Origin of the sequence: Pseudarthrobacter sp. WHRI 8279, assembly GCF_040224115.2 — a bacterium.
In the GTDB taxonomy this organism is placed as follows: domain Bacteria; phylum Actinomycetota; class Actinomycetes; order Actinomycetales; family Micrococcaceae; genus Arthrobacter.
The window spans coordinates 4,047,255-4,073,320 of the sequence record NZ_CP168162.1 but is presented as its reverse complement, the minus strand read 5'-3'; the positions used below and the strand labels follow the sequence as shown (position 1 = coordinate 4,073,320).

Below are 26,066 nucleotides of genomic sequence, written 5' to 3'. Positions count from 1 at the left end.
CTAGTCTGCGAGGATGGCACGCGATCAGGGGTCCATACCTGTTCTGGACCTGGGCACGGCCCGGCAATCCGGCGGGTCCTTCAACCCGGATTTCATCGGGCAGTTGCGGTACGCCACGCACAACGTGGGCTTCTTCCAGGTGACTGGATATGGTGCGGGCCCCGGCCAGCCTGAACAGCTTTTGGACACCATCAGGCGCTTCTTCAGCCTTCCACTCGAGGAACGGCTGAAGCTGGATAACCGGCTGTCGCCGCATTTCCGCGGCTACACCCGGATGGGCACCGAGGTTACCCAGGGAAGGGCGGATGCCCGGGAACAGATCGACTACTCGCCGGAGCGGCAGCCTGTTACGGATTATCCGGAGGACCAGCCTTTCTGGCTGCTGCAGGGTCCCAACCTCTGGCCTGACGCATCGTTCCCCGAGCTTCGCCCGGTGGCCATGGCCTGGGCCGAACTGATGTCCAGGGTGGGGATGGAGCTGCTCAGGGGCATTGCTGTCTCCCTGCAGCTGCCGGAGGACTACTTCGACGAGCCGTTCCGGGGGTCACCGGCATGGATGGGCAAGCTGGTTCACTACGTGGGCGGCGTGGTGGAGGCCGCCGGAGACCAGATCGCACGCGGACTACGGATTCGTCACGCTGCTGCTCCAGGACGACGTGGGCGGGCTGGAGGTCCTGCCGCCCGGAGCGGCTGGGTGGGTTCCGGTGGAACCCCTCGCGGGGGCACTGGTGGTGAACCTGGGTGAAATGCTTGAAGTGGCGACGGAAGGCTACCTGGCGGCTACCATCCACCGGGTGCAGGCACCGCCGCCGGGGGTGGACCGGTACTCCGTTCCGTTTTTCTGGTGCCCAAGGCTGGATGCGGTGATCGAGCCCGTGCCGCTGCCGCCGGAGCTGAAGGCAGCAGCGAGGGGAATCACGGATGACCCGGCGAACCCCCTGCTGGCCTCGTTTGGGATGAACATGCTCAAAGGCAGGATGCGGGCGCACCCGGATGTCACCGAACGGCACTATCCGGAGCTGCTGAAGCGCTGAGGCTGAACGCTGTCAGAGGTTGAACTTCCAGGCCTGCTGGGCGGGACAGCTGTCCATCACCACGTCCAGTCCCGCTTCTTTGGCCCGCTTGGCCGCAGCCTCATCAACCACTCCCAGCTGCATCCAGACGGCTTTGGCGCCTACCGCGATCGCCTGGTCCACGACGTCCCCCACTTTGTGGGAATTCACAAAGCAGTCCACGACGTCGATGGGCCGCTTGGCGGCGGGGATGTCCAGGAGGCTGCGGTACCCGGGTTCGCCGTGGACGGGATCACCGGGCAGGTTGACGGGGATGATTTCCATGCCCATCCGGTCCCGGATGAACAGCGAAGTGTCGAAGGCTGCACGCCATTCATTGGTGCTCAGGCCGACAATGGCCCAGCGTCCCTTGGTGAGCATCAGGCGTTCTATGACTGCGGGATCGTTCGTGTGGCCCATGGGTTCAGCCTACGCGGAGGGAACGCCGTCAGCGTGAACCCCCGCAGGGTCATTAAGCGAAACAGCTAGCGGACGAACTTTTCCAGCCACTTGGCGCCGGGGACCGGTTTCCCTCCGGCGGCAGGGCCGGCACCCTGCCCTTCTGCTGCCGGTGCGGGTTCCTCCCGCAGGCCAGGATCACCGCCGGGGCCTTGCCGTGGCTTGTCCGCATCGCCGGCGTTGCTGGTCCCGGAACCCGGCGCGCCTGTCCCTTCCAACATTGCCTCCACCTCCTGCTCAGGTGCGTGGCCGTGATTGTCCGGTTCCCCCGTCCGGTCCCGTCCATCAACCGCAGGAACGTCTCCGGGCTCTTCCCGGCCCCGGCCGGGGGGCTGGAAGTCTGGTGCCTGCCAGGACCCTTCCACGGTCTGCGGCGTCACCGGCGGTTCCCCGCCTGGGGTACTGCTGCTTCCTGCCAGCCCACTGCCCTCCTGCCGGCCAGCAGCGTCGTTACTGTCCGCCTGGCGTGGTACGGGTGCGGCGGCCTGGGGGGCGCGGATGGTCCAGGACGGCGACCAGTCTTCGAGCAGCTGCTGGACGGAGGGGCTGCCGGTGTGGGCAGGACCTGGGGAGCTCGCTGCCACGGTGCCAACACCCATCCCCATGCCCGCCACAAGGGCAAGCCCGACGACGGTGGTCCGGTGCGCGCGCAGCCGGCGGCGCCGTCCGAGCTCATCGCCCGGGACGGTCTCCACAGCGTCGCTGTTCGGCGGGACGTTCCCGGACGCCCCGCCGGTACCGGCCAGCAGGGCAGCCAGCTGTCCTGTGGGTTCCGGCACGGGGAGGTCCGCCAAAGAGCCCACGGCCAGGAGGGCCCGGCGCAGGTCCGCGTCCCGGCCCATGCCGGCGTCGAGGAGCATCTCCTCCACCGCGTCCGCTGTGTGGTGCGTTTGTGGTGTCATGGCTTCAGGTATTCCTTCACGTCCGCAAGTTCACGCAGTTTCAGGAGCGCCCGGCGCTGCAACTGCTTCACGGCTCCCTCGCTCTTGCCCATGGCTTCCGCAGACTGCTCCACGGTAAGCCCGGCCACGAGGCGAAGGGCCAGAACCTCGCGCTGGTCCTGCGGCAGCGCATCCAGCAGGGCAAGGACCTCCTGCGGCGCTATCCGTTCCAGCGCTTCCGTTTCAGCCGACGAATCTTCGCGCTGGTCCAGTTCGGGTTCAAACGGCAGCCTGGCGGGAGTGCGGCTCTGGCGCCGGTGATCGTCCACCATGCGGGCGTGGGCTACCGAAAAGATGAATGTGCGGAGCCCGGCGTCTCCCCCGTGCACCGATCCAAGGCGGGGCAGGACGGAGAGGAACACTTCCTGCATGGCCGCCTCCGGGTCCTCGACTCCCCGGGCCGCCAAATAGCCCAGGACTTGTGCTGCATACGTCCGGTAGACAGCGCTGAACGCTGCTGTCCCGGCGGGGCCGTCCAGGGCCTCGTCTGTCAGGGCATCGGTCACGGACGTGGGGCTTTCGGTCAAAGATCGGGGGTGTCTGCGAGGAGGAAAGCAGCCCGGCCTGCGGAACGCCTTTTCCGTGCATCACTTTACCGCCCAGTAACCACCGCCCCGGACCGCCACGCGTTTGCTGCCGGTCCGACCTGGCAGCTGCCCCTGCCGTCGGAAAGTGAAAGAGCCGGCCTGGAACGTGATGGGGGACAAGTTCCAGGCCGGCGCTACATAGGGGTAATCGCTGGGGGCACGCAAAGGGTTACGCGTGGACGGAAAAACTTTGAAAACTTTTTTGGCCGGATCAGCGGGCGGCGGCAGTCCAGCGGGGCCGGGCGCCCTGGCGGCGCAATCCCTTGGCGAAAACGAACGTGTGTCCGCCGACGGGGACGCGCTGGTCCTCACATTCCGTCCGGGCCGGGGCCTTGGCCGCTTTTACCGCCGGTGCAGGGGCGTGGGCAGGAGCCTGGCGGGCGGCAACACCGGCAGGACAAAGATCGGTGACCAGGCCGGTGCCGGCGCACTCCCGGACGGCGGCTATTCCAGCAGCAAGGGCGGCCTTGTCCGGGTAGGGGCCGGAAACCGCCATGACTGCGCCGTCAGGGGCCAGTAGCCGGAACCTGAAAGACGAATCAGCGTCCACAAATGCCTCGAATTTCCCGGCCATGGCAAGTCCTTCCTCGCAGTCACAGGGTGTACAGACGAGTCTGGCGGGCTGCCCCGCAGCCTTACAAGACCAACCACGTTAACCCTGTGTAAATTGCCGCCAAGCCCTCCCCCCCGGGCAGACAGAAGCGGCGGGACACTCCTGCAGAAGTGCCCCGCCGCCGTCAAAAATGCCTGGCCTTTTGGCCGCCGGTTGCGGACCTGTCAGTCGTTGATGAGGTCGTTCACCACGATGGTCTGGTCCCGGTCCGGGCCCACGCCGATGGCGGAGAAACGTGTCCCGGACAGCTTCTCAAGGGCCAGGACGTAGTTGCGTGCGTTCTCCGGGAGGTCAGCGAGGGTGCGGGCGCCGGTGATGTCCTCGGTCCAGCCTTCGAAGTACTCGAAGATGGGTACGGCGTGGTGGAACTCGGTCTGCGTCATGGGCATTTCGTCGTGCCGGACGCCGTCCACGTCGTAGGCCACGCAGACCGGGATCTGCTCGATGCCGGTCAGGACGTCCAGCTTGGTGACGAAGTAGTCCGTGAAGCCGTTGACCCGCGAGGCGTGCCGTGCCAGGACGGCGTCGTACCAGCCGCAGCGGCGCGGCCGGCCGGTGTTGACGCCGAACTCGCCGCCGGTCTTCTGCAGGTACATTCCCATCTCGTCAAAGAGTTCCGTGGGGAACGGCCCGGCACCGACGCGCGTGGTGTAGGCCTTGATGATGCCGATGGAGCGGGAAATGCGGGTGGGCCCGATGCCCGAGCCCACGGACGCGCCGCCGGCGGTCGGGTTGGAAGAGGTGACGAACGGGTAGGTGCCGTGGTCCACGTCGAGGAAGGTCGCCTGGCCGCCCTCCATCAGGACCACCTTGCCCTCGTCCAAGGCGGTGTTCAGGACCAGGGTGCTGTCGATGACCAGCGGGCGGAGCCGGTCGGCGAAGGACAGGAAGTAGTCCACGATCTCGTCCACCACCACGCTGCGGCGGTTGTAGACCTTGACCAGGAGTTCGTTCTTCTGGCGGAGGGAGCCTTCCACCTTCTGCCGCAGGATGGATTCGTCAAAGACGTCCTGCACGCGGATGCCCAGCCTGGCCACCTTGTCCATGTAGGCCGGGCCGATGCCGCGGCCGGTGGTGCCGATGGCGCGGCTGCCCAGGAAGCGCTCGGTGACCTTGTCCAGGACCTGGTGGTACGGGGCCACCAGGTGGGCGTTGGCGGAGACACGGAGCTTTGAAGTGTCTGCCCCGCGGGCCTGCAGGCCGTCGATTTCCTGGAAGAGGGCCTCAAGGTTGACCACACAGCCGTTGCCGATGATGGGCACTGCGTTGGGGCTGAGAATACCTGCCGGCAGCAGTTTGAGTTCGTACTTTTCACCGCCTACGACGACGGTGTGCCCGGCGTTGTTGCCGCCGTTCGGCTTGACGACGTAGTCAACACGGCCGCCCAGAAGGTCGGTGGCCTTGCCTTTTCCTTCGTCGCCCCACTGGGCTCCTACGATCACAATTGCTGGCATGGGATCCTCCCCCATTCGTTCGGGCTGCCCGGTTCCGGCCACGTGTGGCGGTCCTGCGCAGCGCCGTTCATGAGAATGCCCCGAACGTACCGCCCTTCGCTGTTCCGCGGAGGCGCAGCGACGCAAGAGTTCCGGGGCTCTTACCACCCAAGTTTAGCCGATGAGTGACTTTGTCCACTCGTTGGTCCGCCGCGGCCCCTTCCTGCAGCCCGGGAGCTGGTACAGGACGGAACCGCGGCGGGCCGCCAGCGGGTGGTGCTACTCGTCGTCGGCTTCCTCTCCCGGGCGGGAGGACTGGGTGGCAAGGCTGTCCCAGAAGGAGGTGTCGGCGTCGGCGATTGAACCGTCGGCGATGGCGGCGGCGGTGGCGGTCAGGGTGGTGACCGTCTGCTTGATCAGGTAGCCGTTGCTGCGCAGCCCCAGCGCATAGCCGTCAAGGTAGTGGTCGGACATTCCGCGCATTTCGAAGAGCAGCGTAGCAATGCCGTACTCCACGGCAATGCCGTTGCGGCTGATCGTTTCGGCGCTGCCGCCCACGTACTTGCCCAGGTGGCCCCAGCCGGTGGAGTCAACGTTGTCAAAGACCACGGCACCCAGCTGCTTGGACTTCTCCACCACTGCCGGATCGGCGTTCGGCGTGGTGGGGTACAGGATGGAGCCGGAGACCAGCTTTCCGTCGCGTTCGCTGCGCGTGCCCTGGTGGTGGAGGTCGATCATGTAGTCCACCTGGTATTTGCGCATCACGTTGTTGTGCAGCGCCTGGGTCTCGGGCTGGACCTTGGCCACGTGGTCCCGGTTGAGGTCCACGCCTTCGGCGTTGTAGCGGGTCATGTTGCGGTCGCCCTTGGCGATGTAGTCCTCCAGCGAGAAGTTCACGTCGCCCATGGCACCGTCGGCGTTGAGCATGGGAACAACCAGGATGTTAACTCCGCCAAGGATGTCCCCTGACTTGCCGGTGCCGAGGTGCTTGACGAATTCCAGGGCGCCCTCGGTGGTGAGCTGTTCATTGCCGTGCTGCTGCGTCAGGTAGAGGATGGTGGGCTTGGCCGGGTCCGAAATGTATTTGACCAGGTGAATGTCGCGGCCCTTGACCGTCTGGCCGATGACTTCCAGCTCCATGGCGGGCTGGCGGGCGTCCTGGTCTTTGAGGAACGCAACCATCTGCTCGTAGGTGGCAAGCTTCGACGTGGTGATCTGGCCGTTGCCGTCATAGTTGGGGCCTTCGCCGACGGCGAGGGCCGGCGCCGGGGCGGTCACTGCTGCCAGGGCCAGGACTCCCGTTAGTGCCAGGGTCCTGAAGGTTGCCAGGGTTTTTCTCACGGTGCGGTACCTCTTTCGAGTGCATTGGGGTGTGTCCAGCCGGCGGTGATCCCCCATGTGCAGGCTGTGACAGAAGCCAACCAACCTCAACGGTTGCTGTCAATGGACGTGACAGTTATCTGCAGTCAGTTATTACGTTGCGAAACTATGCGCATGTGCCCTTATTGGGTGGCCCGGCCCGGCGTTTCGTTTTGCGGGGCTTGCTAAACTGGGAAAGGCCGACCAGGAATCGGCCCACTCCAATTAACCGCCGTTGATGAGCTGTGCCGCCGTGCGCCCATTTTCACCGGCGGAAGCAACAACAATCCCCGCAGGAGATCAAGCACTACATGACAGCCCTGGCACCCGAATCTTTCCATGAGCAACTCCTGAGCCGCCGCTACGAGCCCAACGTCGCAGCCGTCAATGAACTGTGCGATTCCCTGCGGGACACCAAGCCCGGCACCGTGGTGCCCTACGTAGACCCGATGCACGATGTGGACGAGTGCCGCATCATCAGCCTGTATTCGAACATCGGGGAGGCGGACAAGTCCGGCTTCATCACCCCCGGGGACCACGACGCCGCCACCCGGATGCTGGGCATCCAGTGGAAGCTGGGCCTGCGCCCGGAGTTCGTGATGCCGTGGAACGTCCACCCGTGGCACCTGCCCGGCGAGCCCAACGGCAAGTTCACTCCGGACCAGATCTCTGCCGGCCTGAAGCCGCTGCTCAAGTTCCTGGCACTTGTCCCGCGCGCCTCAGTCATTGTGGCGCATGGCACCGAGGCCAACCGCCTCGCGAACCTGCTGCTCAAGACGGAAGTTCCGCTGCTCTGGCGCCGCGGCCTGAAGACCTACAAGGTGCGTTCCCTCAGCGGCCGCGCGTTCGCCGGTTCGCCCGCCCGCCAGGAGGAGTACCTCGAGGACATGCGCGTGGCCTACGCCGACGCCATGGCACGGACGGGCCTGCAGAAAGCCAGCTAACCCCCACCGCTCTGAGTTTTTGTCCACATACGCAGCCCAAAATGGCGTTTTAGGCTGCATATCTGGACAAAAACTCCCGGACGAACGACGGCGGGTGGCCACCTTTTTCAAAAAGGTGACCACCCGCCGTCGCGCTTTAACCTGCGCTTGTTACTTCGCCTCGATGGCAGCCTTGGCCAAGGGATCGGAATCGTTGAGGAACTTCTCGATCCGCTCCGGTTCCTCCGCCTCGCCGATGGCGGCGGAAGCCCGGCCCAGCGAGTACAGGGCCCGCAGGAACCCCCGGTTGGGCTCATGCTCCCAGGGGATGGGCCCCACGCCGCGCCAGCCGTTGCGGCGCAGCGAGTCCAGCCCCCGGTGGTAGCCCACCCGGGAGTAGGCGTAGGAATCGATGGTGCGGCCCTCAGCCCAGGCCTCCTCGGCCAGCACGGCCCACAACAGCGACGAAGTGGGGTGCTTGGCCACGAGGTCCAGGGCTTCCTGGCCCGCGTCCAGCTGCTGGTAGACCTCGGTCTCGGCAGGCAGGAGCGTGGGCTCCGGGCCCATCAGGTTCCGGCGGAACTCGTCCGACATCTAGAAAGTCTTTCCGGCCGAACCGAGCTGCTTGGTGGCTTCCACCACGCGGGCTGCCAGGCCGGCTTCGGCGGAGGCACCCCAGACGCGGGGATCGTAGGTCTTCTTGTTGCCCACTTCGCCGTCGACCTTCAGGACGCCGTCGTAGTTCTTGAACATGTGGTCCGCAACCGGGCGCGTGTAGGCGTACTGGGTGTCGGTGTCGATGTTCATCTTGATGGTGCCGTAGGAGACTGCGTCCGCGATTTCCTGGTCCGAGGAGCCGGAGCCGCCGTGGAACACGAGGTCGAACGGGCTGTCCTTGCCGATCTTCGCTCCCACCTGGGCCTGGATGTCCTTGAGGATCTCCGGGCGCAGCTTCACGCCGCCGGGCTTGTAGACGCCGTGCACGTTGCCGAAGGTGAGGGCCGTGATGTAGCGGCCGTTCTCGCCGGCGCCGAGGGCTTCGATGGTGGCCAGGGCGTCTTCAACGGTGGTGTAGAGCTTCTCGTTGATTTCGTTCTCGACGCCGTCTTCCTCGCCGCCCACGGTGCCGATTTCGACCTCGAGGATCATCTTGGCGGCAGCGGTGCGCTCGAGCAGCTCACGGGCGATGCGGAGGTTTTCCTGCAGGGTTTCTGCGGAACCGTCCCACATGTGCGAGTTGAACAGCGGGTTGCGGCCGGCCTTGACCTCAGCCTCGGAAGCAGCCAGCAGGGGCAGGACGAAACCGTCCAGCTTGTCCTTGGGGCAGTGGTCCGTGTGCAGGGCGATGTTGACGCCGTAGTTCTTGGCAACTTCGCGGGCGAACGCGGCGAAGCCCAGGGAACCGGCGACCATGTCCTTGGTGGAGGCGCCCGACCAGTAGGCTGCACCGCCGGTGGAGACCTGGACGATGCCGTCGGACTCGGCTTCGGCGAAGCCGCGCAGGGCAGCGTTCAGCGTCTGCGAGGACGTCACGTTCACGGCCGGGAATGCGAAGCCGCCCGCCTTTGCGCGGTCGATCATCTCGGAGTAGATCTCTGGGGTTGCAATGGGCATGCTGACTCCTATGCTGAGGTTCGTCTGTGGGCTGGTAACCCTGGAGTACCGCTTACGGCTAGCACCATCCTAGTCATTTCCGGGCCGGGCGTGTTCTGGGTTACGCTCCGCCCGCCACACCCGAGATGGCACTTCACAGCAATGTTGCTGCCGTCCATTGCTGTGATGTGTCATCTGGCCTCCATCCCCGGCTCTGCAACGCCCTTCGGACCTTGGATACGACGGCGGGACGGTCACCTTCGAGATGATGTTTGCCAACCCTGACCTCCAGCCAGCCGCATATGTCGGTCCGGTCCTGCCGGTCAATGTCCCGCAAGTGCTGCTCCTCGGCTGCATGATGCCCGCCGTCATACTGCAACGCAATGCCCCAGGGCGGATAAGCCGCATCCGGCCACAGGACCGGGACGCCCCGGCCGTCAAACAGCACGTGGTTAAGCACCGGCTCGGGCAGCCCCGCATCAACGAGCGCAAGACGCATCCTGGTTTCAGGGTCCGAGTCGCTGCCCACGCGGATCAACTCAACTGCCTCCCGCGCTGTTCGGACGCCCCGCATTCCCCGGTGCCGGCCGGTGATGTCCCGCAATTCATCGATACTGCACATGGCCTGCCTGGGCAGGGGAAACTCTGGCCCATGGCAGCAAACCAGATGATCACCAACGGCTACCAACTCCTCCACCGTCAGCAGGCCTGCAAGGTCCAGCCACGTCCGCGCGGGCGAAGTGAGCCGGACGCCGTCGTACTCCACCACCTCGCACGGGAGGAAGGTCAGCAGGTGCCCAACGACGTTGGCCCGCCGTGGGAAGCTGAAGCCGCGGCGCCGGGCAAGGTGGATCCGCCAGTCGCCGCTCCATCGGGCCGGTAAGGGCGCGCCCCAGACGTGCGCCGCCGACAATGACGTGAGGATGGAGGTGTCGTCAAGGTCCGTGTACGCACGCAGGGCTGCTGATCCCGTGGCGCCGGATTGCACGGGCACCCGGATCCCCCGCGAGACGGTCACCAGGTCCTTTGCCGCCGTCCGGGTACGTGTGACTCCAGCCTTGTCCGAGGCCCGGAGGGAGAACGAACCACTGTTCAAATGGTCCGGAAGGATGGCCCTGCGCATCCCTCATTCTGGCTCGTCCGTGGTGCACGGTTTGAGTTATCCACAGCCTGGGCCTCCTCGCCCTGCGCGAGATGGCACTTAACGGCAGTGCGGGCCGCCCGGACTGCCGTTAAGTGCCATCTCGCGGAGCTACACGTGCTGGTTGAACACGTGCCGGCGGACCCAGGCATGCATGGCGATGGCGGCGGCGGAGGCCGCATTGATGGACCGGGTGGAGCCGAACTGCTCGATGGACAGGGTGGCCACGGCGGCCTCATGGACCTCCGGCGTCAGCCCGGGCCCTTCCTGGCCGAACACCAGGACGCAGTCCCTGGGCAGTTCATAGGTTTCCAGCGGAACCGAATCCGGGAAGATATCGATCCCGATGATCGCCAGCCCCTCCCCCTCCGCCCAGGCCACGAAGTCCTCAACCGTGGGGTGGTGGCGGACGTGCTGGTAGCGGTCGGTGACCATGGCGCCCCGCCGGTTCCACCGGCGTCGTCCGATGATGTGCACTTCCTTGGCCAGGAACGCGTTGGCGGTCCGCACCACCGTGCCGATGTTCAGGTCGTGCTGCCAGTTTTCGATGGCGACATGGAAGTTGTGGCGCCGCGAATCGAGTTCCGCCACGATCGCCTCGTGCTTCCAGTACCGGTACTTGTCCAGCACGTTGCGGCGGTCGCCGTCGGCGAGGAGATCGGGATCCCAGTGGTCCCCTTCCGGAAGTTCACCTTCCCAGGGCCCGACGCCGACCTCCGCCTTTTCATGGCCGGCCTCCTCAGGCTGGGGGCTGGGTTCGTCTGGGAGGCCGGGCGCTTGGTTCACCCCTCAACACTAGACTGGACCACTGGAGCATTCATCACCGGTGGAGGTAGACGTGGCAGAAGCAGACCAGGTAGCAGGAAACCCCGCGGTTTACCGCAGCGGCCAGGAGATTGAGTGCTGGCTGACGGACATGGATGGCGTGCTGGTCCATGAGAACCAGCCGATCCCCGGCGCAGCGGAACTCATACAGCGGTGGGTGGACACCTCCAAGCGGTTCCTGGTGCTGACCAACAACTCCATCTTCACGCCGCGCGACCTTGCTGCACGGCTGCGCTCCTCGGGCCTGGAAATCCCGGAGGAGAACATCTGGACTTCCGCCCTGGCCACCGCGCAGTTCCTCAAGGACCAGGTCCGTGGTTCGGAATCCGGAAACCGCGCCTACACCATCGGCGAGGCAGGGCTGACGACGGCGCTGCACGAGGCAGGCTTCATCCTTACCGACCAGAACCCCGACTTTGTGGTGCTCGGCGAAACGCGCACCTATTCCTTCGAGGCGATCACCATGGCCATCCGCCTCATCCTCGCCGGCGCACGGTTCATCGCCACCAACCCGGATGCCACCGGCCCCTCGAAGGATGGCCCCATGCCGGCCACCGGAGCCATCGCGGCCCTGATCACCAAAGCCACCGGCCGCGAGCCCTACATTGTGGGCAAGCCGAATCCCATGATGTTCCGCTCGGCCATGAACCAGATTGACGCGCACTCCGAGACCACCGCGATGATTGGCGACCGGATGGACACAGACATCATCGCCGGCATGGAGGCGGGGCTGCACACCGTCCTGGTCCTCAGCGGCATCACACACAAAGACGACATCGCCGCGTATCCGTTCCGGCCCAACCAGGTGCTGAACTCCGTGGCGGACCTGAAAAACCAGATCTAGCAGGAGCCTTAGAAGACCGTTACCCGGGATCCGCCGCGGGGAAGCGGGAAGTGCTCGTCCAGCAGCTGTTCAAGGACCGGCCGGTACACGTTGGGGTTCCATCCGGGACTTGCGTGGGCCGGCCTGGCGCCTTCGGTGTGAAGGCTGCTCGAGACCATGTTGGCCTTGAACGCCACGGCCCATGCCTCCACTGCCGTCTGGTACCGGACTGTGCGGTCCCGGGGGTTGCCGATGTAGGCCATCTTGGCGCCAGCCAGCCTGCCGGCGAACCTGCTGCCGTCGAAGTAGTAGATATAGGCAGATTCGGACTGGATCAGCAGGCTTGAGGGTGCAATCGGGGAAAGCTGCTCGAGGGTCTGGTCAAGGATCTGGCGCCAGCTCCTTTCGTCCTTGTGGATGACCCGCTCCCCCAGTTCGTACCCTCCGCGCAGGGTGGACGGGAACCGGAAGCCCCGCTCGTAGAGGAACACCACGCCGTCGAACCAGCTCTGGTCCAGGACATCGTGCTTGCTGTAGGGGCTAGAGTCCAGCACGATGAACTGGACCTCCACACCGTGGATTTCCAGGAGCCGCGCGGCAACCTGGGTGGCCACCATCCCGCCGAAACTGTGGCCGTAAAAGAACAGCTTGGTAAGTTTCTGGGCACGGACATACTCGATGACAGCAATAACGATGCTGTCAATGTCCAGGCCCTGGTTGGAGTACCCCACGGCCGCCAGCCGTGCCCGCTTGTTGAGGGCGCCCCGAAGGGAATTGAGGATCCACTGCGCTTCCTCCCAGCTGGTCTTGTATCCGGGGAACAGGAACCAGCTGGCATCCGGGTAGTAGGCATCGGCGAAGTCGTCGGCGACGGGGAGGATCCGGTCCGTGCGGCGCTGGGCCTGCACCTGCCGGGTCAGCAGCATGTCTGCCGCGAGCAGGCCGGCCGCACCGGTCCCCGCCAGGAAACCGCGCCGCGAGAACTGTTTGAGGGCAGCACCTTCTGCCAGCAGCCGGGCACCCGGGACCCCGGGCCGGCCCTGTGGACTTACCTCCCCCTCATACGGCACGGCTCTACCGTAGGCACACCCGAAGACGCTGCCGCAAGAATCCGGGTGTAACCATTGAGTGACGCCGGGACCGGCAGGCCCCTCAGCTGGCGGCCTGGTCCTCCGAGGCGGGAAGGGGTGCTGCCTGCTGCCGGCGCCTCCGGAACTCCAGTCCAATATCGTTGTAACGGCCCAGCAGGTCCGGGCCGGCAAAGGCACTGGGGGTGTCCAGCAGGCCGAAAATCCAGTCGCTGGCAGTCAGCAGTTCAGCGTCCGAGTATTCCTCCAGTGCACGGCCGCACAACTCTTCCAGGCGTCCCGTGGGCACCAGCGGGTAGCCGTCGGAAAAATCCTCTCCGTCCTCCGTCAGGTCGGTGAGGACGTCGATGAGTGCCAGCGGCGGCTGGGTTGGGTTCGGCTGAGTGGCCCAAACATCGGCGCTTGGGGAAAAGGCCAATGAAACCCCGTTGCCATAAATTCCCGGCAGCGTATCGCTGTCGATGGCGTTGAGGTCGCTCCGGAGGCCGGCAAGGGCAGAAGACTCCACTTTCCCAGCCCCTGAGAGGTCAACGCGGATGTGGGAGCGGATGCCCATCCGCCGGACGCGCCGGACGATGTGCACGAGTTCAGGGCGGGAGCTTTGGTTCAAGGTTCCCCGGATGTCGATCAGGACGACGTCGGCGGGGACATTTAGGTTAACGAAGGCATTTAAGGCGCGGTCCATAGGTACTCCAAAAGAGGGTGTCTATGGCCGACGGCTCAACCTTGGTAAGCGTAACCCCCTACGGAAGCCGGGCACAACCCGCCAGTAACAACGAGGTGTCCTGGTTGCCCGCTAGGCGCTCTGGTCAGCCTGCCGCTTTCCCGGCTCCTGGAAGTGGGTGCGGCTCCCAACGCCTCCCACCGAGTCCACCAGGGATTTGGCGATATCCCTGAGCTTGGTGTTGGTGTTGCTTGAGGCCTCGGTGAGGATGGCAACTGCCGCCTCTTGGCTGCACCTGTTCTGGGCCATCACGATTCCTATGGCGAGGTCGATGATGGTCCGGGACTCCAGGGTGGCGCGGAGGTTGGCGGCGCTGTCGGTGTGGAGCGAAAAGCGTACCGCCAAGCGGAGCGCCTGTGAGATCTCGCGGGTGAATTCGCGGGCCCGGGCAACGGCACGTTCATCGAACTTGTGCGGGGCGTCGGAGTACAGGTTGAGCGCCGCCTTTGCCTCCCCCTGGAGGTTGAAGGGCAGGGACAGTACCGAGCGCAGCCCGTGGGAGGCCACCGCTGCAGCGTAGTCAGGGCCCCAGCGGTTCTCGTCAAAGAGGTCCGGAACGTTGACTTCGCGTTCCTCCTTGGCCGCTGTGAGGCAAGGTCCTTGCGAGAGGGAGTACTGGATCTCGTCCACTTCCCGGGCCGAATCGCTGCTCCAGCCAATGGTCGCGGCCTTGCGGTCGCGGAGCAGGGTGATGCCGCACAGGGCGTCGTCGCCGTCGCCGGCCATCTGGTGCGCGGAAAAACGTGCCAGTTCGTTAAGGAAGTCCTCGAAGTCGGCACTTTCCAAGATGAGGTTCTGGACCTGGTCGGTTGTGCTCAACGGTTGTTCAGGGGGGAGCATGGTGCACGTTCTCCGTACGGGAAAAGGGGTTATCGCACATGATAGAACAGCCCCGCGTTACGGTCCAACAGGCCGGCTGCGGGGGCGGGCCTGCGGGACCTGGGTGCCGTGGCGGCGAAAGCGGCTCAGGACAGGCCGAGCTCGTCCTTGCCGAACGCGAACAGGTAGGGCACACCGGTTTCCGCTTCGATCTTTTCCTTCGCGCCTGTGTCACGGTCCACGATGACGGCAACAGCCGCCACGTTTCCTCCGGCTTTCCGGACGCCTTCCACGGCCGTCAGCGCAGAACCTCCGGTGGTGGACGTGTCCTCCAGGACCAGGACATTGCGGCCCTCCACGGACGGGCCCTCCACCTGGCGGCCCATGCCGTAGGACTTCTGGGCTTTGCGGACCACAAACGCATCGACGGCCCGCCCGGCGTCCACGGCGGCGTGCATGACCGCGGTACCTACCGGGTCCGCGCCCATGGTGAGCCCGCCGGCGCACTCAAAGTCGATGCCGGCGTCGTCCGCCAGGGCCAGCATCACCTGGCCCACCAGCTTTGAAGCCTCGTGGTGCAGCGTGATCCGGCGGAGGTCGATGTAGTAGTCAGCCTCGGCTCCGCTGGAGAGGATTACCTTGCCGCGGACCACGGCGAGTTCCTTGATCAGTTCCAGCAGTCGGGCGCGGGCGGCTGCAGTATCCACTGCAGTGTCACTGGGGGAAGTCATGGTCTCCAGTTTAGTGCGGGCGGACCGGTGTGGATGCTTGAGGCCTGTCGCTGCAGCTGGCTAGTCTGGACCTCATGCGCGAACTCCAGGCAAAGATCATTGAAGAAATGGGCGTTCAGCCCCGGATCGACCCCGCCGGGGAGGTGCGCAAGCGCGTCACATTCCTGAAGGACTACCTCAAGGCCACCCACACCAAGGGCTTCGTCCTGGGCATCTCGGGAGGCCTCGACTCGTCCCTCGCCGGAAAGCTGGCCCAGCTGGCTGTCGAGGAGCTTGAGGCCGAAGGAGTGGAAGCCAATTTCGTGGCGGTGCGCTTGCCCTACGGCGTCCAGCATGACGAGGAAGACGCCCAGGCAGCCCTCGACTTCATCAAGCCCAAGACGGAGTGGACCTTCAACATCTCCGCCGCGGTGGACGGTTTCGAGGATGAGTTCGAGAAGACCGTGGGCACGGAAATCTCCGATTTCCACAAAGGCAACACCAAGGCACGGACCCGCATGATCGCCCAGTATGCGTTGGCGGGAGAACACAACTACCTGGTTATCGGCACGGATCATGGCGCAGAGTCCGTGACGGGCTTCTTCACAAAGTACGGCGACGGCGGCGCGGACATCCTTCCGCTGTTCGGCCTGAACAAGCGGCAGAACCGTGCGCTGCTGGCCGAACTGGGAGCCCCCGCCCGCGTGTGGGAGAAGGTGCCCACGGCGGACCTCCTGGACGACAGGCCGGGACGCACCGATGAGGATGAGCTGGGCCTGAGTTACGACCAGATCGACGATTACCTCGAAGGCCGGGACGTGCCTGAATCCGTGGCTGCGTCCATCGAGGAGAAATACCTGCGGACACGCCACAAGCGCACCGTCCCCGTCAGCATTTTTGACACCTGGTGGAAGCACGAAGGACCGGAGGAACCGCGGACCGGGCTGTAGGACCAGTTGAAGCACCGCTGAATTCCCGCCTCTGGGGACGTACGACGGCGCGCCGCACCATAAAGGTGGGCGCGCCGTCGTGCTTTCCCGGCAGAGGCGGGGAGGCTCAGCGGGGCCGCGCCCCCTTTCCTTCGCCGCCAAGCTGCTGGGTGATGCGGTGTGCCTCGGCCATCAGCAGGCCGCCCAGTTCCTCCTGCCGTTCGGGCTTGAAACGCGGCTCGATGCCGGTCAGGGAAAGCGCCCAGGCGGGCCTGCCGGAGGCATCAAAGACCGCCGCGCCCATTCCCCAGCTCCCTTCAAGGACAAGGCCCGGATTCACGGAGTAGCCGGACATCCGGGTTTGGGCGAGGTTGGCCCGGACCAGTTCCCTGGTGTGTGAGGCAGCGAAAGCACCTGCGTGCCCTTGCCAGTTCCCCAGCAGCTCTTCCTGCTCAGTTTCCGGCAGGAAGGCCAGGATCGCGGTGCCCGCCGAGGCGACACCCAGCGGGAACCGCACCCCCTCGTGCAGGACGAAGGACCGGACCGGGAAGCTGCCCTCCTCGCGCAGCAGGCACACGGTTTCGGAACCACGGCGGATGGAAAAGAAGGCACTCTCGCCGGTGGCTTCGGCAAGCCGGCGGAGGCTGGGCCGGGCGATCTCCTCAAGGGGAAACCGCGCCGATGCAACCGACCCCATCAGGAGGATCTCCGGACCCAGCACCCAGTTGCCGGAAATGGGGTCGTGGTCCAGCAGCCCCTCCGACGCCAGTGACGACAGGAGGCGGTGAACGGTTGGCCGGGTAAGGCCGGATTCCTTGACGAGGCCGGCGAGGGACATGCCCTCTGCACTCCGGCCCACAAGCCGTAACAGACCTGCTATCCGGCTCACAACTTGGGCTCCCTGTACCGGCGACGTGTTCATATTCTCCCTTGACGTCCACATTATGGATAGGCTGTATCCTACCGTCCACAGTATGAAATGTGCGTTTCCAAACGATAAATCCGCTCCTTGACAGCCTTGGGGATCCCTCATAGTGTCCACTTCCAGAACCCTTGTCCACAAAGTGGATGACCCCGGATGCTCGATGAGGAGACTTCATGACAAAGCTTCAATCCACTGCCGCCGCTGCACTGGAAGGCGTGCTGCAGGACGGCATGACCCTCGCGGTGGGCGGGTTCGGCCTGAGCGGGATCCCCGCGGACCTGATTGAGGCCGTCCGCGGCTCGGGGGTAAAGGACCTGACGGTGGTCTCGAACAACATGGGCGTGGACGGCAAAGGCCTGGGCATCCTGATCGATGCGGGCCGGGTGCGGAAGGTCATTGCCAGCTATGTTGGCGAGAACAAGCTGTTTGCAGAGCAGTACCTGGCCGGCAGGCTGGAGGTGGAGTTCACGCCGCAGGGCACCCTCGCCGAACGGCTCCGCGCAGGCGGTGCCGGTATCCCCGCCTTCTACACCAGGACCGGGGTGGGCACGCTGGTTGCCGAAGGCAAGCCGCACGAGGTGTTCGACGGCGAAACGTACGTCCGCGAACGCGCCATCCGTGCCGACGTCGCGCTTGTCCATGCGCACACCGCAGACACGGACGGAAACCTCGTTTACCGCTACACCGCCCGGAACTTCAACCCCGTTGTTGCCACCGCCGGCCTCCTGACCATCGCCGAAGCCGAGGTGGTTGTGGAACCGGGCCAACTGGATCCCAACCACGTCGTTACCCCCGGCGTTTACGTGCAACGCCTGGTGCAGGCCAGCGGCCGCGTCAAGGACATCGAGCAGCGTACGGTGCGTCCGGCCGCAGGCCGCCCCGCGCCCGAAGCCGTACCGGCCTGACCGCTACCCTACTTACCCGAAGGAGAACCCCCATGGCCTGGACCAGGGATGAAATGGCTGCCATCGCGGCCGAAGAACTGAACGACGGCGACTACGTGAACCTGGGGATCGGCATTCCCACGCTGGTGGCCAATAACCTGCCGGACGGCGTGCGGGTGGTGCTGCAGAGCGAGAACGGCCTGCTGGGCATGGGGCCCTTCCCCTATGAGGGCGAGGAGGACGCCGACCTGATCAACGCCGGCAAGCAGACCGTCACCGTGCTGCCCGGCGGCAGTATCTTCGATTCCGCCACGTCCTTCGGCATGATCCGCGGTGGCCACGTCAAGGTGGCCATCCTCGGGGCCATGCAGGTTTCGGGCAGCGGCGACCTGGCCAACTGGACCATCCCCGGCAAGATGGTCAAGGGCATGGGCGGAGCCATGGACCTCGTGGCCGGGACGCCCCGCGTGGTGGTCCTCACCGAACACAACGCCAAAGACGGCAGTGCCAAGATCGTGCGGGAATGCACTCTTCCCCTGACCGGGCTCGGGGTGGTGGACCGGATCATCAGCGACTTGGCGGTGTTTGACCTGGTCCAGGGCGGGGCGGACAGCGGCCAGGAAACAGCCGGGCGACAGCTCATGCTCACCCGCCTTGCACCCGGAGTCACCGTTGAGGAAATCCGGGAGAAGACGGAGGCGGAATTCAGGGTGGCGCTGGCGGAACAAGCCTTGGAAGGATCACCGGCATGAGCCTGCAGGAACAGTTCGGCAAGGATGTCCTGCTGACCGGCTGGGGGCACAGCCGCTTCGGCAAACTGGCGGACGAAACCCTTGAGTCCCTGATCGTCCACGTGGCCACCGAGGCCATCGCGAATGCCGGGATCGAGCCGGGCCAGATCGACGAAATCTACTTGGGCCAGTTCAATTCCGGCATGATGCCGCTGGCGTTCCCGTCGTCGCTGGCGCTGCAGGTCTCGCCCCACCTTGCCAACGTGCCAGCAACGCGGGTGGAGAACGCCTGCGCCTCAGGCTCCGCCGCGTTCCAGCAGGGCACCAAATCGCTGCTCGCGGGCACGGCGAAAACGGTGCTGGTGATCGGCGCCGAGAAGATGACCCACGCCGGGGCCGAGGTTGTGGGGGCAGGGCTGCTGGGCGCGGACTACGACATGGCTGGCAAACCCTCCACCACCGGCTTCACCGGGCTCTTCGCCGAGGTGGCCAAGCACTACGGGAAGCGGTACGGCGATGCGAACCTGGGGGATGTCCTGGGTTCCATCGCCGCGAAGAACCACCGCAACGGGGTGGACAACCCCTACGCCCAGCTCCGCAAGGACCTCGGCGAGGAGTTCTGCCGCACGGTCTCGGACAAGAACCCCATGGTGGCCGACCCCCTGCGCCGCACGGACTGTTCCCTTGTCTCGGACGGGGCGGCCGCCGTCGTACTGTCCACCTCCGCCAGCAACGGGGCCGCCGCACCCGTGCGCCTGGCCGGCTTTGGCCAGGCAAACGACTTCTTCCCGGCGGCCCGGCGGGACCCCGTGGCGTTCGAAGCTACCCGCGTCTCCTGGCAGCGCGCATTGACGATGGCCGGCGTCAGTCTGTCGGATCTGGACTTCGCCGAGGTTCACGACTGCTTCACTATCGCGGAACTGCTCATGTACGAGGCTATGGGCCTGACCGGGCCAGGCCAGGGCGCCCGGGCCATCGAAGAAGGCTGGGTATACAAGGACGGCAAGCTGCCGGTCAACGTCTCAGGCGGGCTGAAGGCCAAGGGCCATCCGGTTGGCGCCACGGGAGTATCGCAGCACGTCATCTCCGCGATGCAGCTCACCGGAACCGCCGGTGACATGCAGCTTGCCAACCCCCGCCGCGCCGCCGTCCAGAACATGGGCGGCGTGGGCATCGCCAACTACGTAAGCATCCTCGAAGCCGTCTAGGCCGAAGAGTTTTTGTCCAGATATGGCGACTTGAACGCCCTGGAACCCGCCATATCTGGACAAAAACTCTAGCCGCGGGAGCGGATCAGGGCTGCGATTTCCGCGAAACCCAGGCGTTCCGCATTCTGCAGGGCGGTCCTGCCTTCGGGATCGCGGATATCCGGGTCTGCGCCTGCGTCGAGGAGCAGCCGGACCACCTCCTGCTGCCGCGGGCCGCCGCTGTTCAACAGGATGGCTTCCTGCATGGCCGTCCAGCCCAGGCTGTTGACGTGGTTGACCGGCACTCCGGCGTCGATCAGGATCCGCACCGTCTCTACGTGGCCGTGTTCGCTGGCAGGTATCAGCGCGGTGCCGCCGTACCGGTTGGTACTGGCGACGTCCGCCCCCGCCTCCAGGGTCAACTGCAGCACCTCGTTGTAACCTTCCGCTCCTGCGTAGAGGAACGCCGAGTCCTGGATGGCGTCCTTGGCATTCACGTCACCGCCACGGCCTATCAGCTCAGCAACCAGAAGTTCATTGTTGGCTTTGGCGGCCGTGACGAGTTCCTGGTCAATCTGCGCCTGTTCCGCTGCGGACAGCAATGGTGCAGCGGGAGCCGGCACCGCTGGCGGCGGGATTTCAGGACCGGCAACGGCCGACGGCGGAGGAGCCGGCGGCTGCTGCCCCTCCCCCGGCGCCGCCTGGCACGCCGCTACTGACACGGCAAGGCAGGAGGCCACGCACAGGGCCAGGAACCACCGCATCAGCCCAGCCTACTGGGCTGCGCCGGGCACCGTGATGGCATCCGCGCCGGCCGCAGCACAGGCCTCATCCAAGGCCCCATCGGGAGCGCCGCCGACGCCGATGCCGGCCACTGAAGCCCCGTTGACCTTGAGGGGGACGCCGCCCGCAAGGAAGAGCGTGCCGGGAAGGTCGGCAATGCTGGGGCCGGTTCCGTTGATCCTTTTGGCAAGCTCGCTGGTGCGGGTTCCGAAGGCCGCAGCAGTGTAGGCCTTCTGCCGGGCGGCCTCGATAGTGTGTTCGGCGGCGTTGTCCCCGCGCAGCAGCGCCTGCACTGTCCCGAAACGGTTCACCAGCGCCACCGTGACGAACGGCAGCTTGTCCGCCTGGCATTTGGCAAGGGCCGCCTGCACGGCCCGGGCAGAGGCGCCTGCCGATATGCGGTTTTGCTGCACGACGTTTTCCGGCACGGGCTGGATGTCTGCCGCAGGGACTGCTGCCGCAGCTGGACCGGGCCCGGCATTCGCGGCGGCCGTCACGCCGGCGGTGAGGGCAAGCGCACCGGCAGCTGCGGCGGCAAGGGCTTTTGTGGACTTCTTCATGGTGTTTCCTTCATGGGCAATGTTCGGTTCGGGTACGGTTCCATCCTTCCGGCGCCGGCCAGCCCTGCCATCGGGCGTTTGGCTGTTACGTCCTGCGCCACAAGGCCAGCCGTATCAGCCAAAAGGCTGAGAGACGCGGGAAGGCGGGCGCAATAGCATTGTGGATAGCCTTCCCCCACCTGAACCGGAAATCCCATGCCTACCCGAGCCTCCGCCCGAACCCCTGACGACGCCATCGTGGAGGGCCCGGCCCCATCCCCCGGCACGGACTCCGCCCCTACGGCTCCGGGCCGTGCCCCCTTGGCCGGCATCGACATAGCCGTACATCTTGGGTTCGCCGTGCTCCTGGTGGCCTCGCTGGTCCGGTACGTCATGCGGCACAGCCCCGCTGACAACCTCATGGTCCTCGGACTGGCCGCAGCCGCCTGCCTGCTGTACGCCGTCGTGGCGGTGCTGGCCCGGCGGGGGCGGCCAGGGGTGCCGTGGATGGTTGCCCTGGTGGCGGTCTGGGCTGTCCTGGTGGTCGCAGCGCCGAGCTTTGCCTGGTGCTCGTTTGCGCTCTTCTTCCTCAGCCGGAGTGCCCTGGCAGGCGCGGCGGCCTACACCGCAGCCGGGGTCACGGCCGCAGCCACTGCTGCCGGGCTGTTCCGGATGAGCAATGGCACGGACCTGGCGATGCTCCTCGGGCCCCTGGCAGTGGGCGTCATGCTGACGCTGATCTATGACCGGATCCAGCACGACGCCGGGGAGCAGCGCCGCCTGCACGCCGAGGTTTCCCTGGCGCAGGGACAGCTGGCCGCCAGTGAACGCCGCGCCGGCACCATTGCCGAACGGGAGCGGGTCTCCCGGGAAATCCACGACACCGTGACCCAGGGCCTTGCCAGCAGCCTGCTGCTGCTCGAAGCGTCAGGGCGGTCATGGCCGCACGATTCAGCGCGGGCCGGCCTCCTTGAAGCCACTGCGCTGCTGCGGAACAACCTGGCCGAAACCCGCGCCCTGGTGCACGAGCTTGCCTCTCCCGGGCTGGAGGGCTCCCCGCTTCCTGACGCGCTGCTCCTCGCGGCCCGGCAGTACGTCCCCGAAGCCCGGCTCCTGGTGACCGGGGAGCCCCGGCCCGTCCCCGCCGAACTCCGGCACGCCCTGCTGCGGGTGGTGCAGAGCGCTGCCTCCAACATCAGGCTGCACGCCTCCGCAGCCGCAGCCGCCGTGACAATCGGATTCCTTCCGGAGGCGGTCACCCTGGATATTTACGACGACGGCGCGGGCTTCGATCCGGCGGCGGCAGCAGCGCCGTCGGACGCCGGCGGCTATGGGCTGCGCGCCATGCGGCAGCGCGTGGAGCAGCTGGGCGGCACCTTCTCCGTGCAAAGCGCACCCGGGGAAGGGACCATCGTCGCAGCACAGCTGCCGGTGCCCTCCGACGGGCACCGCGCACAGGGAACACCGGCATGAGCTCGATCACGGTGCTGCTGGTGGACGACCACCTGGTGGTGAGAAGCGGGCTGCGGGCCCTGCTGGGAACGCAGCCGGACCTCCACGTCATTGCCGAGGCCGCATCCGGGGAAGAAGCCATGGACCGGGTCCAGGAGCATTCCCCCCACGTGGTGGTCATGGACCTCGCCATGGGTGCGGGGATGGACGGAATCGAGGCAATCCGCAGAATCCGCGAGCGCAACGGGGGCCAGGCGATCCTGGTCTTCACAACGTACGACTCGGACGCGGACATCGTGCGGGCGGTGGATGCCGGCGCCATGGGATACCTCTTGAAGGATGCCGCGCCCGAGGAGATTTTTTCCGCCATCCGCGGTGCCGTACAAGGCAAGAGCGTCATGAGCCCGCCAGTGGCATCGCGGTTGTTCCAGCAACTGCGCAATCCCGAAGAAATCCTCACTCCGCGCGAGGCAGAACTGTTGAGCCTCCTCACCGAAGGGCTTAGCAACCGCGAACTGGGCCGGCGCCTTTTCATCTCCGAAGCCACCGTAAAAACGCATCTTGCCCACATCTACGCCAAGCTCGGGGTTGAGACCAGGGCAGCCGCAATAGCAACCGCAATCCGCCGCGAAGGGATGCGCTGACCTCGCCAAATGTTGCCTAACCCTTGCAAGCACGGCCTGCGCCCCGTACGTTGGGGACTGCGGGGGACGTTCTCCTCGCACTCCGGGCCGATGGCACGGGGAGAGAATCAGAGTCACACGAAGGAATGCAGCCATGGCAACAGGCACAGTTAAATGGTTCAACGCCGAAAAGGGTTTTGGCTTCATTGCCCCCGATGACGGGTCCGCTGACGTTTTCGCCCACTACTCCGCAATCGCCAGCAGCGGATACCGCTCACTCGATGAGAACCAGAAGGTTGAATTCGATGTGACCCAGGGCCCCAAGGGCCCGCAGGCGGAGAACATCCGCCCGCTCTAAGGCTTAGGTGACCGCCGGCCCTGCGCCGGCGGAACCCCGTATCCTGCAGCGGCTTCTCCAGCATTTTGCTGGAGGGGCCGCTGTTTTATTGCCCGTATCCCCTGACCACCAACCCTTGCGGTTCCGGATTTGGGACAATTGGAGGGTGACGGGACAGGACCAGGACCCTTGGGAAGAGTTCGACAGACTGGGGCCGGGCGCGCCCGACCGGGTTCCCGGGCACCCCGGCGGTGAACCCCTGGGCTTCGGGTTCCGGACCGGCGTCCGCAGCGCGCGCGTCGCCGTCGGCTTTGCCGTTTACACGCTTGCGCTGGGAACTGTCCTGGCGGTGACCGGATGCATTGTCTTCGCTGCCCGGGGGCAGTGGCTGCTCGTGGGCCTGATGCTGGCCATCGAGGCAGTGTTCATTTTCGCCTTCAGGCGCCTCGTGGCGCAGGCCCGGAACCGGTCCGGACACCGCCGTCCACAGGGTCACGGCTTCCCGGAAAAACCTGCTTGACCTTGACGCAGCGTCAAGCCCTACGCTCGGATCATGGATGCAACAGATGCGACGCCGGCCCCTGACTGGTCCATCCAGGACGTGGCCCGGTTTGCCGGCACCACGAGCCGCACTCTGCGGCATTACGACGAGATTGGGCTGCTGAAGCCCAGCCGTGTGGGCAGCAACGGCTACCGCTATTACGACGGCGCCACCCTCCTGCAGCTGCAGCGAATCCTCCTGCTTCGGGAGCTTGGCCTGGGCCTGCCGGCGATTGCCGAGGTCTTCCGCCAGCAGACAGATGCAGTGCAGGCCTTGGCCCGGCATCTCGAGTGGCTGGCGCAGGAGCAGGAACGGCTCACGCGGCAAATGGCATCCGTCCGGCAAACAATCGAAACAGTGAAAGGCGGCGGCGACATGGTGGCTGAAAAGATGTTCGACGGGTTCGACCACACGCAGTACAAAGACGAGGTGGAAGGGCGCTGGGGCAAGGACGCCTACGCGAAAAGCGATGCGTGGTGGCGTGGGTTGGGTGCGGCGGGGCAGCAGGAGTGGAAGTCCGGCGCCGCGAAACTGGGCAGTGACTGGATTGCCGCGGCTGCTTCCGGCGTTTCCCCCGTGTCCGCCGATGCGCAGGACCTTGCACGGCGCCACGTTGAGTGGCTGGAGTCCATCCCCGGCACTCCGGCGGCTGAGGATAGCGGGGCCATCAAGGGGTACGTTGTGGGCCTGGCGGAAATGTACGTCGCCGATGCCCGGTTTGCGGCCAATTACGGCGGCGGACCGGGCGCATGCTTTGTGCGGGACGCGCTGCTGGCCTACGCGGAAGAGCACCTCTAGGCGAACGCGGACTTTCCGGTTACGGCCCGCCCCACGATGAGGGAGTTGATCTCGTAGCTGCCTTCGTAGGTGTACAGGATTTCAGCGTCGCCAAACAGCTTGCCCATTTCGAAGTCAGCACTGATACCGTTGCCGCCCAGGAGGGACCGCCCCATCGCCACCGACGCACGGGCCAGCCTGGTGGTGGTGGCTTTGGCCAGGGCTGCCTGCGCCATTTCCAGCTTCCCCTCCTCCTGGATCCGCGCCAGCTGCACCATCAGCGCCAGGGAGGCCGTGGCGTTTCCCAGGATGTCCGCAAGCTGCTGCTGGACCAGCTGGAACTGCGCCAGTTCCTTGCCGAACTGCCGGCGTGCCAGCGAGTAGGCGCGGGCTATATCGAACGCGGCGAGCTGGATTCCGGCAGCCTGCCAGCCCACCCAGGCCCGGGAGTCCCGCAATAAATCGTTGGCCTGGCTGAAGGACGTAGCACCGGGAAGCAGGTTGGCCGCCGGAATCCGCACGTCCTGCAGCGTGATGTCCGCGTTCTGCATGATCCGCAGGCCGATCTTGTTGCAGATTTTGGCAGCAGCGTAGCCTGGCCGGTCCGTCTCCACAATGAAGGCCTTGACCTGCCGGTCCGCCGCATCGCGTGCCCAGACCAGGGCGAAGTCGGCGATGGTGCCGGCCCCGATCCAGCGCTTGGCCCCGTTCAGGACCCACTCGCCTCCGTCCAGCCTGGCGGAGGTCTCCAGCCCTCCGGAGATATCGGAGCCATGGTCCGGTTCCGTCAGCGCGAACGCCCCCAGGCTGGCAAAGGCTTTCAGGCCCGGCAGCCAGCGGTGCTTTTGTTCCTGGGATCCCAGCTCGTTGATGGTGCCGACGATCAGCTCATTGTGGATGCCGGCGAGGGCAGAAAGGGACACGTCCGCCCTGGCCAGCTCCACGTAGATCAGGCCCTTGAGCAGGGTGGAACTGCCGTCCACCTGGAGGGCCCCCAGGCCGTAGCCGCCCATTTCGGCCAGGAGGCCAAAAGGGAACGCTTCGCGGTTCCAGTATGGAATGGAGGGCCCGCGCACGTGGTCCTGCAGGAACTCACGGATGCGGAGGTAGCGCTGGCGCTCGGGTCCCGCCAGGAGGTCCGCGACGTACATGAGGTCGGCGTCGGGAAAGGGGAGTGCTTCATCGCGTCCTTCGGGACCCACCGGCATCCACCTCCGCGTCGCCCAACCATTGGATGTCCTAGTATATTCACACAGCTGGTACATGAG

At 65.7% G+C, this 26,066-nt stretch carries 29 protein-coding genes and 1 pseudogene; 12 read left to right on the top strand and 18 right to left on the bottom strand.

The window, feature by feature from the left end:
- Positions 1-13: 13 nt before the first annotated feature.
- Positions 14-1,034 (top strand): annotated as a pseudogene (locus tag ABRP28_RS18725) (isopenicillin N synthase family dioxygenase).
- Positions 1,035-1,046: 12 nt separating this feature from the next.
- Here the strand turns inward: ABRP28_RS18725 and ABRP28_RS18720 are convergent.
- The 6 genes from ABRP28_RS18720 to ABRP28_RS18695 form a co-directional block, all read right to left on the bottom strand.
- Complete coding sequence (locus ABRP28_RS18720; RefSeq protein ID WP_350000834.1) at positions 1,047-1,472, bottom strand: CoA-binding protein; 426 nt, start codon at positions 1,470-1,472, stop codon at positions 1,047-1,049.
- A 65-nt stretch (positions 1,473-1,537) separates the two neighbouring features.
- On the bottom strand, positions 1,538-2,413 hold the full coding sequence (locus tag ABRP28_RS18715) for a hypothetical protein (RefSeq protein WP_350000836.1): 876 nt from the start codon (positions 2,411-2,413) through the stop codon (positions 1,538-1,540).
- Positions 2,410-2,958 carry a sigma-70 family RNA polymerase sigma factor gene (locus ABRP28_RS18710; RefSeq protein ID WP_350001573.1) on the bottom strand — a complete coding sequence of 183 codons (549 nt, stop codon included), beginning with the start codon at positions 2,956-2,958 and terminating at the stop codon, positions 2,410-2,412. Before ABRP28_RS18710 ends, ABRP28_RS18715 begins: the two co-directional genes overlap by 4 nt.
- Positions 2,959-3,250: 292 nt before the next feature.
- The gene (locus ABRP28_RS18705; RefSeq protein WP_350000838.1) at positions 3,251-3,613 is read right to left on the bottom strand and encodes a DUF1508 domain-containing protein; all 363 of its coding nucleotides are present in this window, start codon (positions 3,611-3,613) and stop codon (positions 3,251-3,253) included.
- 203 nt (positions 3,614-3,816) lie between these two features.
- Entirely contained in the window at positions 3,817-5,106 is a 1,290-nt protein-coding gene (locus ABRP28_RS18700) for an adenylosuccinate synthase (RefSeq protein ID WP_231455490.1), read from the bottom strand.
- Between the two features lie 258 nt (positions 5,107-5,364).
- On the bottom strand, positions 5,365-6,426 hold the full coding sequence (locus tag ABRP28_RS18695; protein ID WP_350000840.1) for a M14 family zinc carboxypeptidase: 1,062 nt from the start codon (positions 6,424-6,426) through the stop codon (positions 5,365-5,367).
- Between the two features lie 329 nt (positions 6,427-6,755).
- Between ABRP28_RS18695 and ABRP28_RS18690 the strand changes: the two genes are divergently transcribed.
- Positions 6,756-7,388, top strand: a complete 633-nt coding sequence (locus ABRP28_RS18690) for a uracil-DNA glycosylase (protein WP_350000842.1) — start codon at positions 6,756-6,758, stop codon at positions 7,386-7,388.
- Between the two features lie 150 nt (positions 7,389-7,538).
- On the opposite strand, the gene ABRP28_RS18685 is transcribed toward ABRP28_RS18690, so the two are convergent.
- From ABRP28_RS18685 to ABRP28_RS18670, 4 genes are all read right to left on the bottom strand, one after another.
- Positions 7,539-7,961: a DUF3151 domain-containing protein gene (locus ABRP28_RS18685; protein ID WP_350000844.1), complete on the bottom strand. Its 423-nt coding sequence runs from the start codon at positions 7,959-7,961 to the stop codon at positions 7,539-7,541.
- Complete coding sequence (fbaA, locus tag ABRP28_RS18680; RefSeq protein WP_350000845.1) at positions 7,962-8,981, bottom strand: class II fructose-bisphosphate aldolase; 1,020 nt, start codon at positions 8,979-8,981, stop codon at positions 7,962-7,964. It abuts the gene before it with no gap.
- 133 nt (positions 8,982-9,114) lie between these two features.
- Positions 9,115-10,083, bottom strand: coding sequence for a hypothetical protein (locus ABRP28_RS18675; protein ID WP_350000846.1), 969 nt, complete (start codon positions 10,081-10,083; stop codon positions 9,115-9,117).
- A gap of 129 nt (positions 10,084-10,212) precedes the next feature.
- Positions 10,213-10,887 carry a TrmH family RNA methyltransferase gene (locus tag ABRP28_RS18670; RefSeq protein ID WP_350000848.1) on the bottom strand — a complete coding sequence of 225 codons (675 nt, stop codon included), beginning with the start codon at positions 10,885-10,887 and terminating at the stop codon, positions 10,213-10,215.
- Positions 10,888-10,939: 52 nt separating this feature from the next.
- On the opposite strand from ABRP28_RS18670, the gene ABRP28_RS18665 reads away from it, so the two are divergent.
- Complete coding sequence (locus ABRP28_RS18665; RefSeq protein ID WP_350000850.1) at positions 10,940-11,770, top strand: HAD-IIA family hydrolase; 831 nt, start codon at positions 10,940-10,942, stop codon at positions 11,768-11,770.
- Between the two features lie 8 nt (positions 11,771-11,778).
- On the opposite strand, the gene ABRP28_RS18660 is transcribed toward ABRP28_RS18665, so the two are convergent.
- From ABRP28_RS18660 to pyrE, 4 genes are all read right to left on the bottom strand, one after another.
- On the bottom strand, positions 11,779-12,819 hold the full coding sequence (locus ABRP28_RS18660; RefSeq protein WP_350000852.1) for an alpha/beta fold hydrolase: 1,041 nt from the start codon (positions 12,817-12,819) through the stop codon (positions 11,779-11,781).
- 82 nt (positions 12,820-12,901) lie between these two features.
- Positions 12,902-13,522, bottom strand: coding sequence for a hypothetical protein (locus ABRP28_RS18655; RefSeq protein ID WP_350000854.1), 621 nt, complete (start codon positions 13,520-13,522; stop codon positions 12,902-12,904).
- Between the two features lie 111 nt (positions 13,523-13,633).
- Positions 13,634-14,401: a GAF and ANTAR domain-containing protein gene (locus tag ABRP28_RS18650; RefSeq protein WP_350000856.1), complete on the bottom strand. Its 768-nt coding sequence runs from the start codon at positions 14,399-14,401 to the stop codon at positions 13,634-13,636.
- Between the two features lie 125 nt (positions 14,402-14,526).
- A complete protein-coding gene (pyrE, locus tag ABRP28_RS18645; protein WP_350000858.1) occupies positions 14,527-15,111 on the bottom strand; it encodes an orotate phosphoribosyltransferase in 585 nt (194 codons plus the stop codon).
- Positions 15,112-15,185: 74 nt separating this feature from the next.
- Between pyrE and nadE the strand changes: the two genes are divergently transcribed.
- On the top strand, positions 15,186-16,040 hold the full coding sequence (gene nadE, locus ABRP28_RS18640) for an ammonia-dependent NAD(+) synthetase (protein WP_231456935.1): 855 nt from the start codon (positions 15,186-15,188) through the stop codon (positions 16,038-16,040).
- A 106-nt stretch (positions 16,041-16,146) separates the two neighbouring features.
- On the opposite strand, the gene ABRP28_RS18635 is transcribed toward nadE, so the two are convergent.
- Positions 16,147-16,941: an IclR family transcriptional regulator gene (locus ABRP28_RS18635; RefSeq protein WP_350000860.1), complete on the bottom strand. Its 795-nt coding sequence runs from the start codon at positions 16,939-16,941 to the stop codon at positions 16,147-16,149.
- A 176-nt stretch (positions 16,942-17,117) separates the two neighbouring features.
- Between ABRP28_RS18635 and ABRP28_RS18630 the strand changes: the two genes are divergently transcribed.
- Genes ABRP28_RS18630 through ABRP28_RS18620 form a run of 3 tightly spaced genes read left to right on the top strand, consistent with a single transcriptional unit; the run spans position 17,118 to position 19,767 of the window.
- The gene (locus ABRP28_RS18630) at positions 17,118-17,849 is read left to right on the top strand and encodes a CoA transferase subunit A (protein WP_350000862.1); all 732 of its coding nucleotides are present in this window, start codon (positions 17,118-17,120) and stop codon (positions 17,847-17,849) included.
- 32 nt (positions 17,850-17,881) lie between these two features.
- Positions 17,882-18,580 carry a CoA transferase subunit B gene (locus ABRP28_RS18625; protein ID WP_350000864.1) on the top strand — a complete coding sequence of 233 codons (699 nt, stop codon included), beginning with the start codon at positions 17,882-17,884 and terminating at the stop codon, positions 18,578-18,580.
- A complete protein-coding gene (locus tag ABRP28_RS18620; protein WP_350000866.1) occupies positions 18,577-19,767 on the top strand; it encodes an acetyl-CoA acetyltransferase in 1,191 nt (396 codons plus the stop codon). The genes ABRP28_RS18625 and ABRP28_RS18620 overlap by 4 nt, the downstream gene beginning before the upstream one ends.
- 68 nt (positions 19,768-19,835) lie before the next feature.
- Here the strand turns inward: ABRP28_RS18620 and ABRP28_RS18615 are convergent, their stop codons facing one another.
- Both ABRP28_RS18615 and ABRP28_RS18610 read right to left on the bottom strand, forming a co-directional pair.
- A complete protein-coding gene (locus ABRP28_RS18615) occupies positions 19,836-20,510 on the bottom strand; it encodes an ankyrin repeat domain-containing protein (RefSeq protein WP_350000868.1) in 675 nt (224 codons plus the stop codon).
- A gap of 9 nt (positions 20,511-20,519) precedes the next feature.
- Entirely contained in the window at positions 20,520-21,089 is a 570-nt protein-coding gene (locus ABRP28_RS18610) for a heme-binding protein (RefSeq protein ID WP_350000870.1), read from the bottom strand.
- A 195-nt stretch (positions 21,090-21,284) separates the two neighbouring features.
- On the opposite strand from ABRP28_RS18610, the gene ABRP28_RS18605 reads away from it, so the two are divergent.
- The 5 genes from ABRP28_RS18605 to ABRP28_RS18585 all read left to right on the top strand — a co-directional run bounded on the left by ABRP28_RS18605 (position 21,285) and on the right by ABRP28_RS18585 (position 24,819).
- A complete protein-coding gene (locus ABRP28_RS18605; RefSeq protein ID WP_350000872.1) occupies positions 21,285-22,541 on the top strand; it encodes a histidine kinase in 1,257 nt (418 codons plus the stop codon).
- Positions 22,538-23,164, top strand: coding sequence for a response regulator transcription factor (locus ABRP28_RS18600; protein ID WP_350000873.1), 627 nt, complete (start codon positions 22,538-22,540; stop codon positions 23,162-23,164). Before ABRP28_RS18605 ends, ABRP28_RS18600 begins: the two co-directional genes overlap by 4 nt.
- Positions 23,165-23,297: 133 nt before the next feature.
- Positions 23,298-23,501, top strand: a complete 204-nt coding sequence (locus ABRP28_RS18595; RefSeq protein WP_013599688.1) for a cold-shock protein — start codon at positions 23,298-23,300, stop codon at positions 23,499-23,501.
- Between the two features lie 145 nt (positions 23,502-23,646).
- A complete protein-coding gene (locus ABRP28_RS18590; RefSeq protein ID WP_350000875.1) occupies positions 23,647-24,000 on the top strand; it encodes a hypothetical protein in 354 nt (117 codons plus the stop codon).
- A 33-nt stretch (positions 24,001-24,033) separates the two neighbouring features.
- Complete coding sequence (locus ABRP28_RS18585; protein ID WP_350000876.1) at positions 24,034-24,819, top strand: MerR family transcriptional regulator; 786 nt, start codon at positions 24,034-24,036, stop codon at positions 24,817-24,819.
- On the opposite strand, the gene ABRP28_RS18580 is transcribed toward ABRP28_RS18585, so the two are convergent.
- Positions 24,816-26,006: an acyl-CoA dehydrogenase family protein gene (locus ABRP28_RS18580; protein ID WP_350000877.1), complete on the bottom strand. Its 1,191-nt coding sequence runs from the start codon at positions 26,004-26,006 to the stop codon at positions 24,816-24,818. The genes ABRP28_RS18585 and ABRP28_RS18580 overlap by 4 nt on opposite strands.
- Between the last annotated feature and the right edge of the window lie 60 nt (positions 26,007-26,066).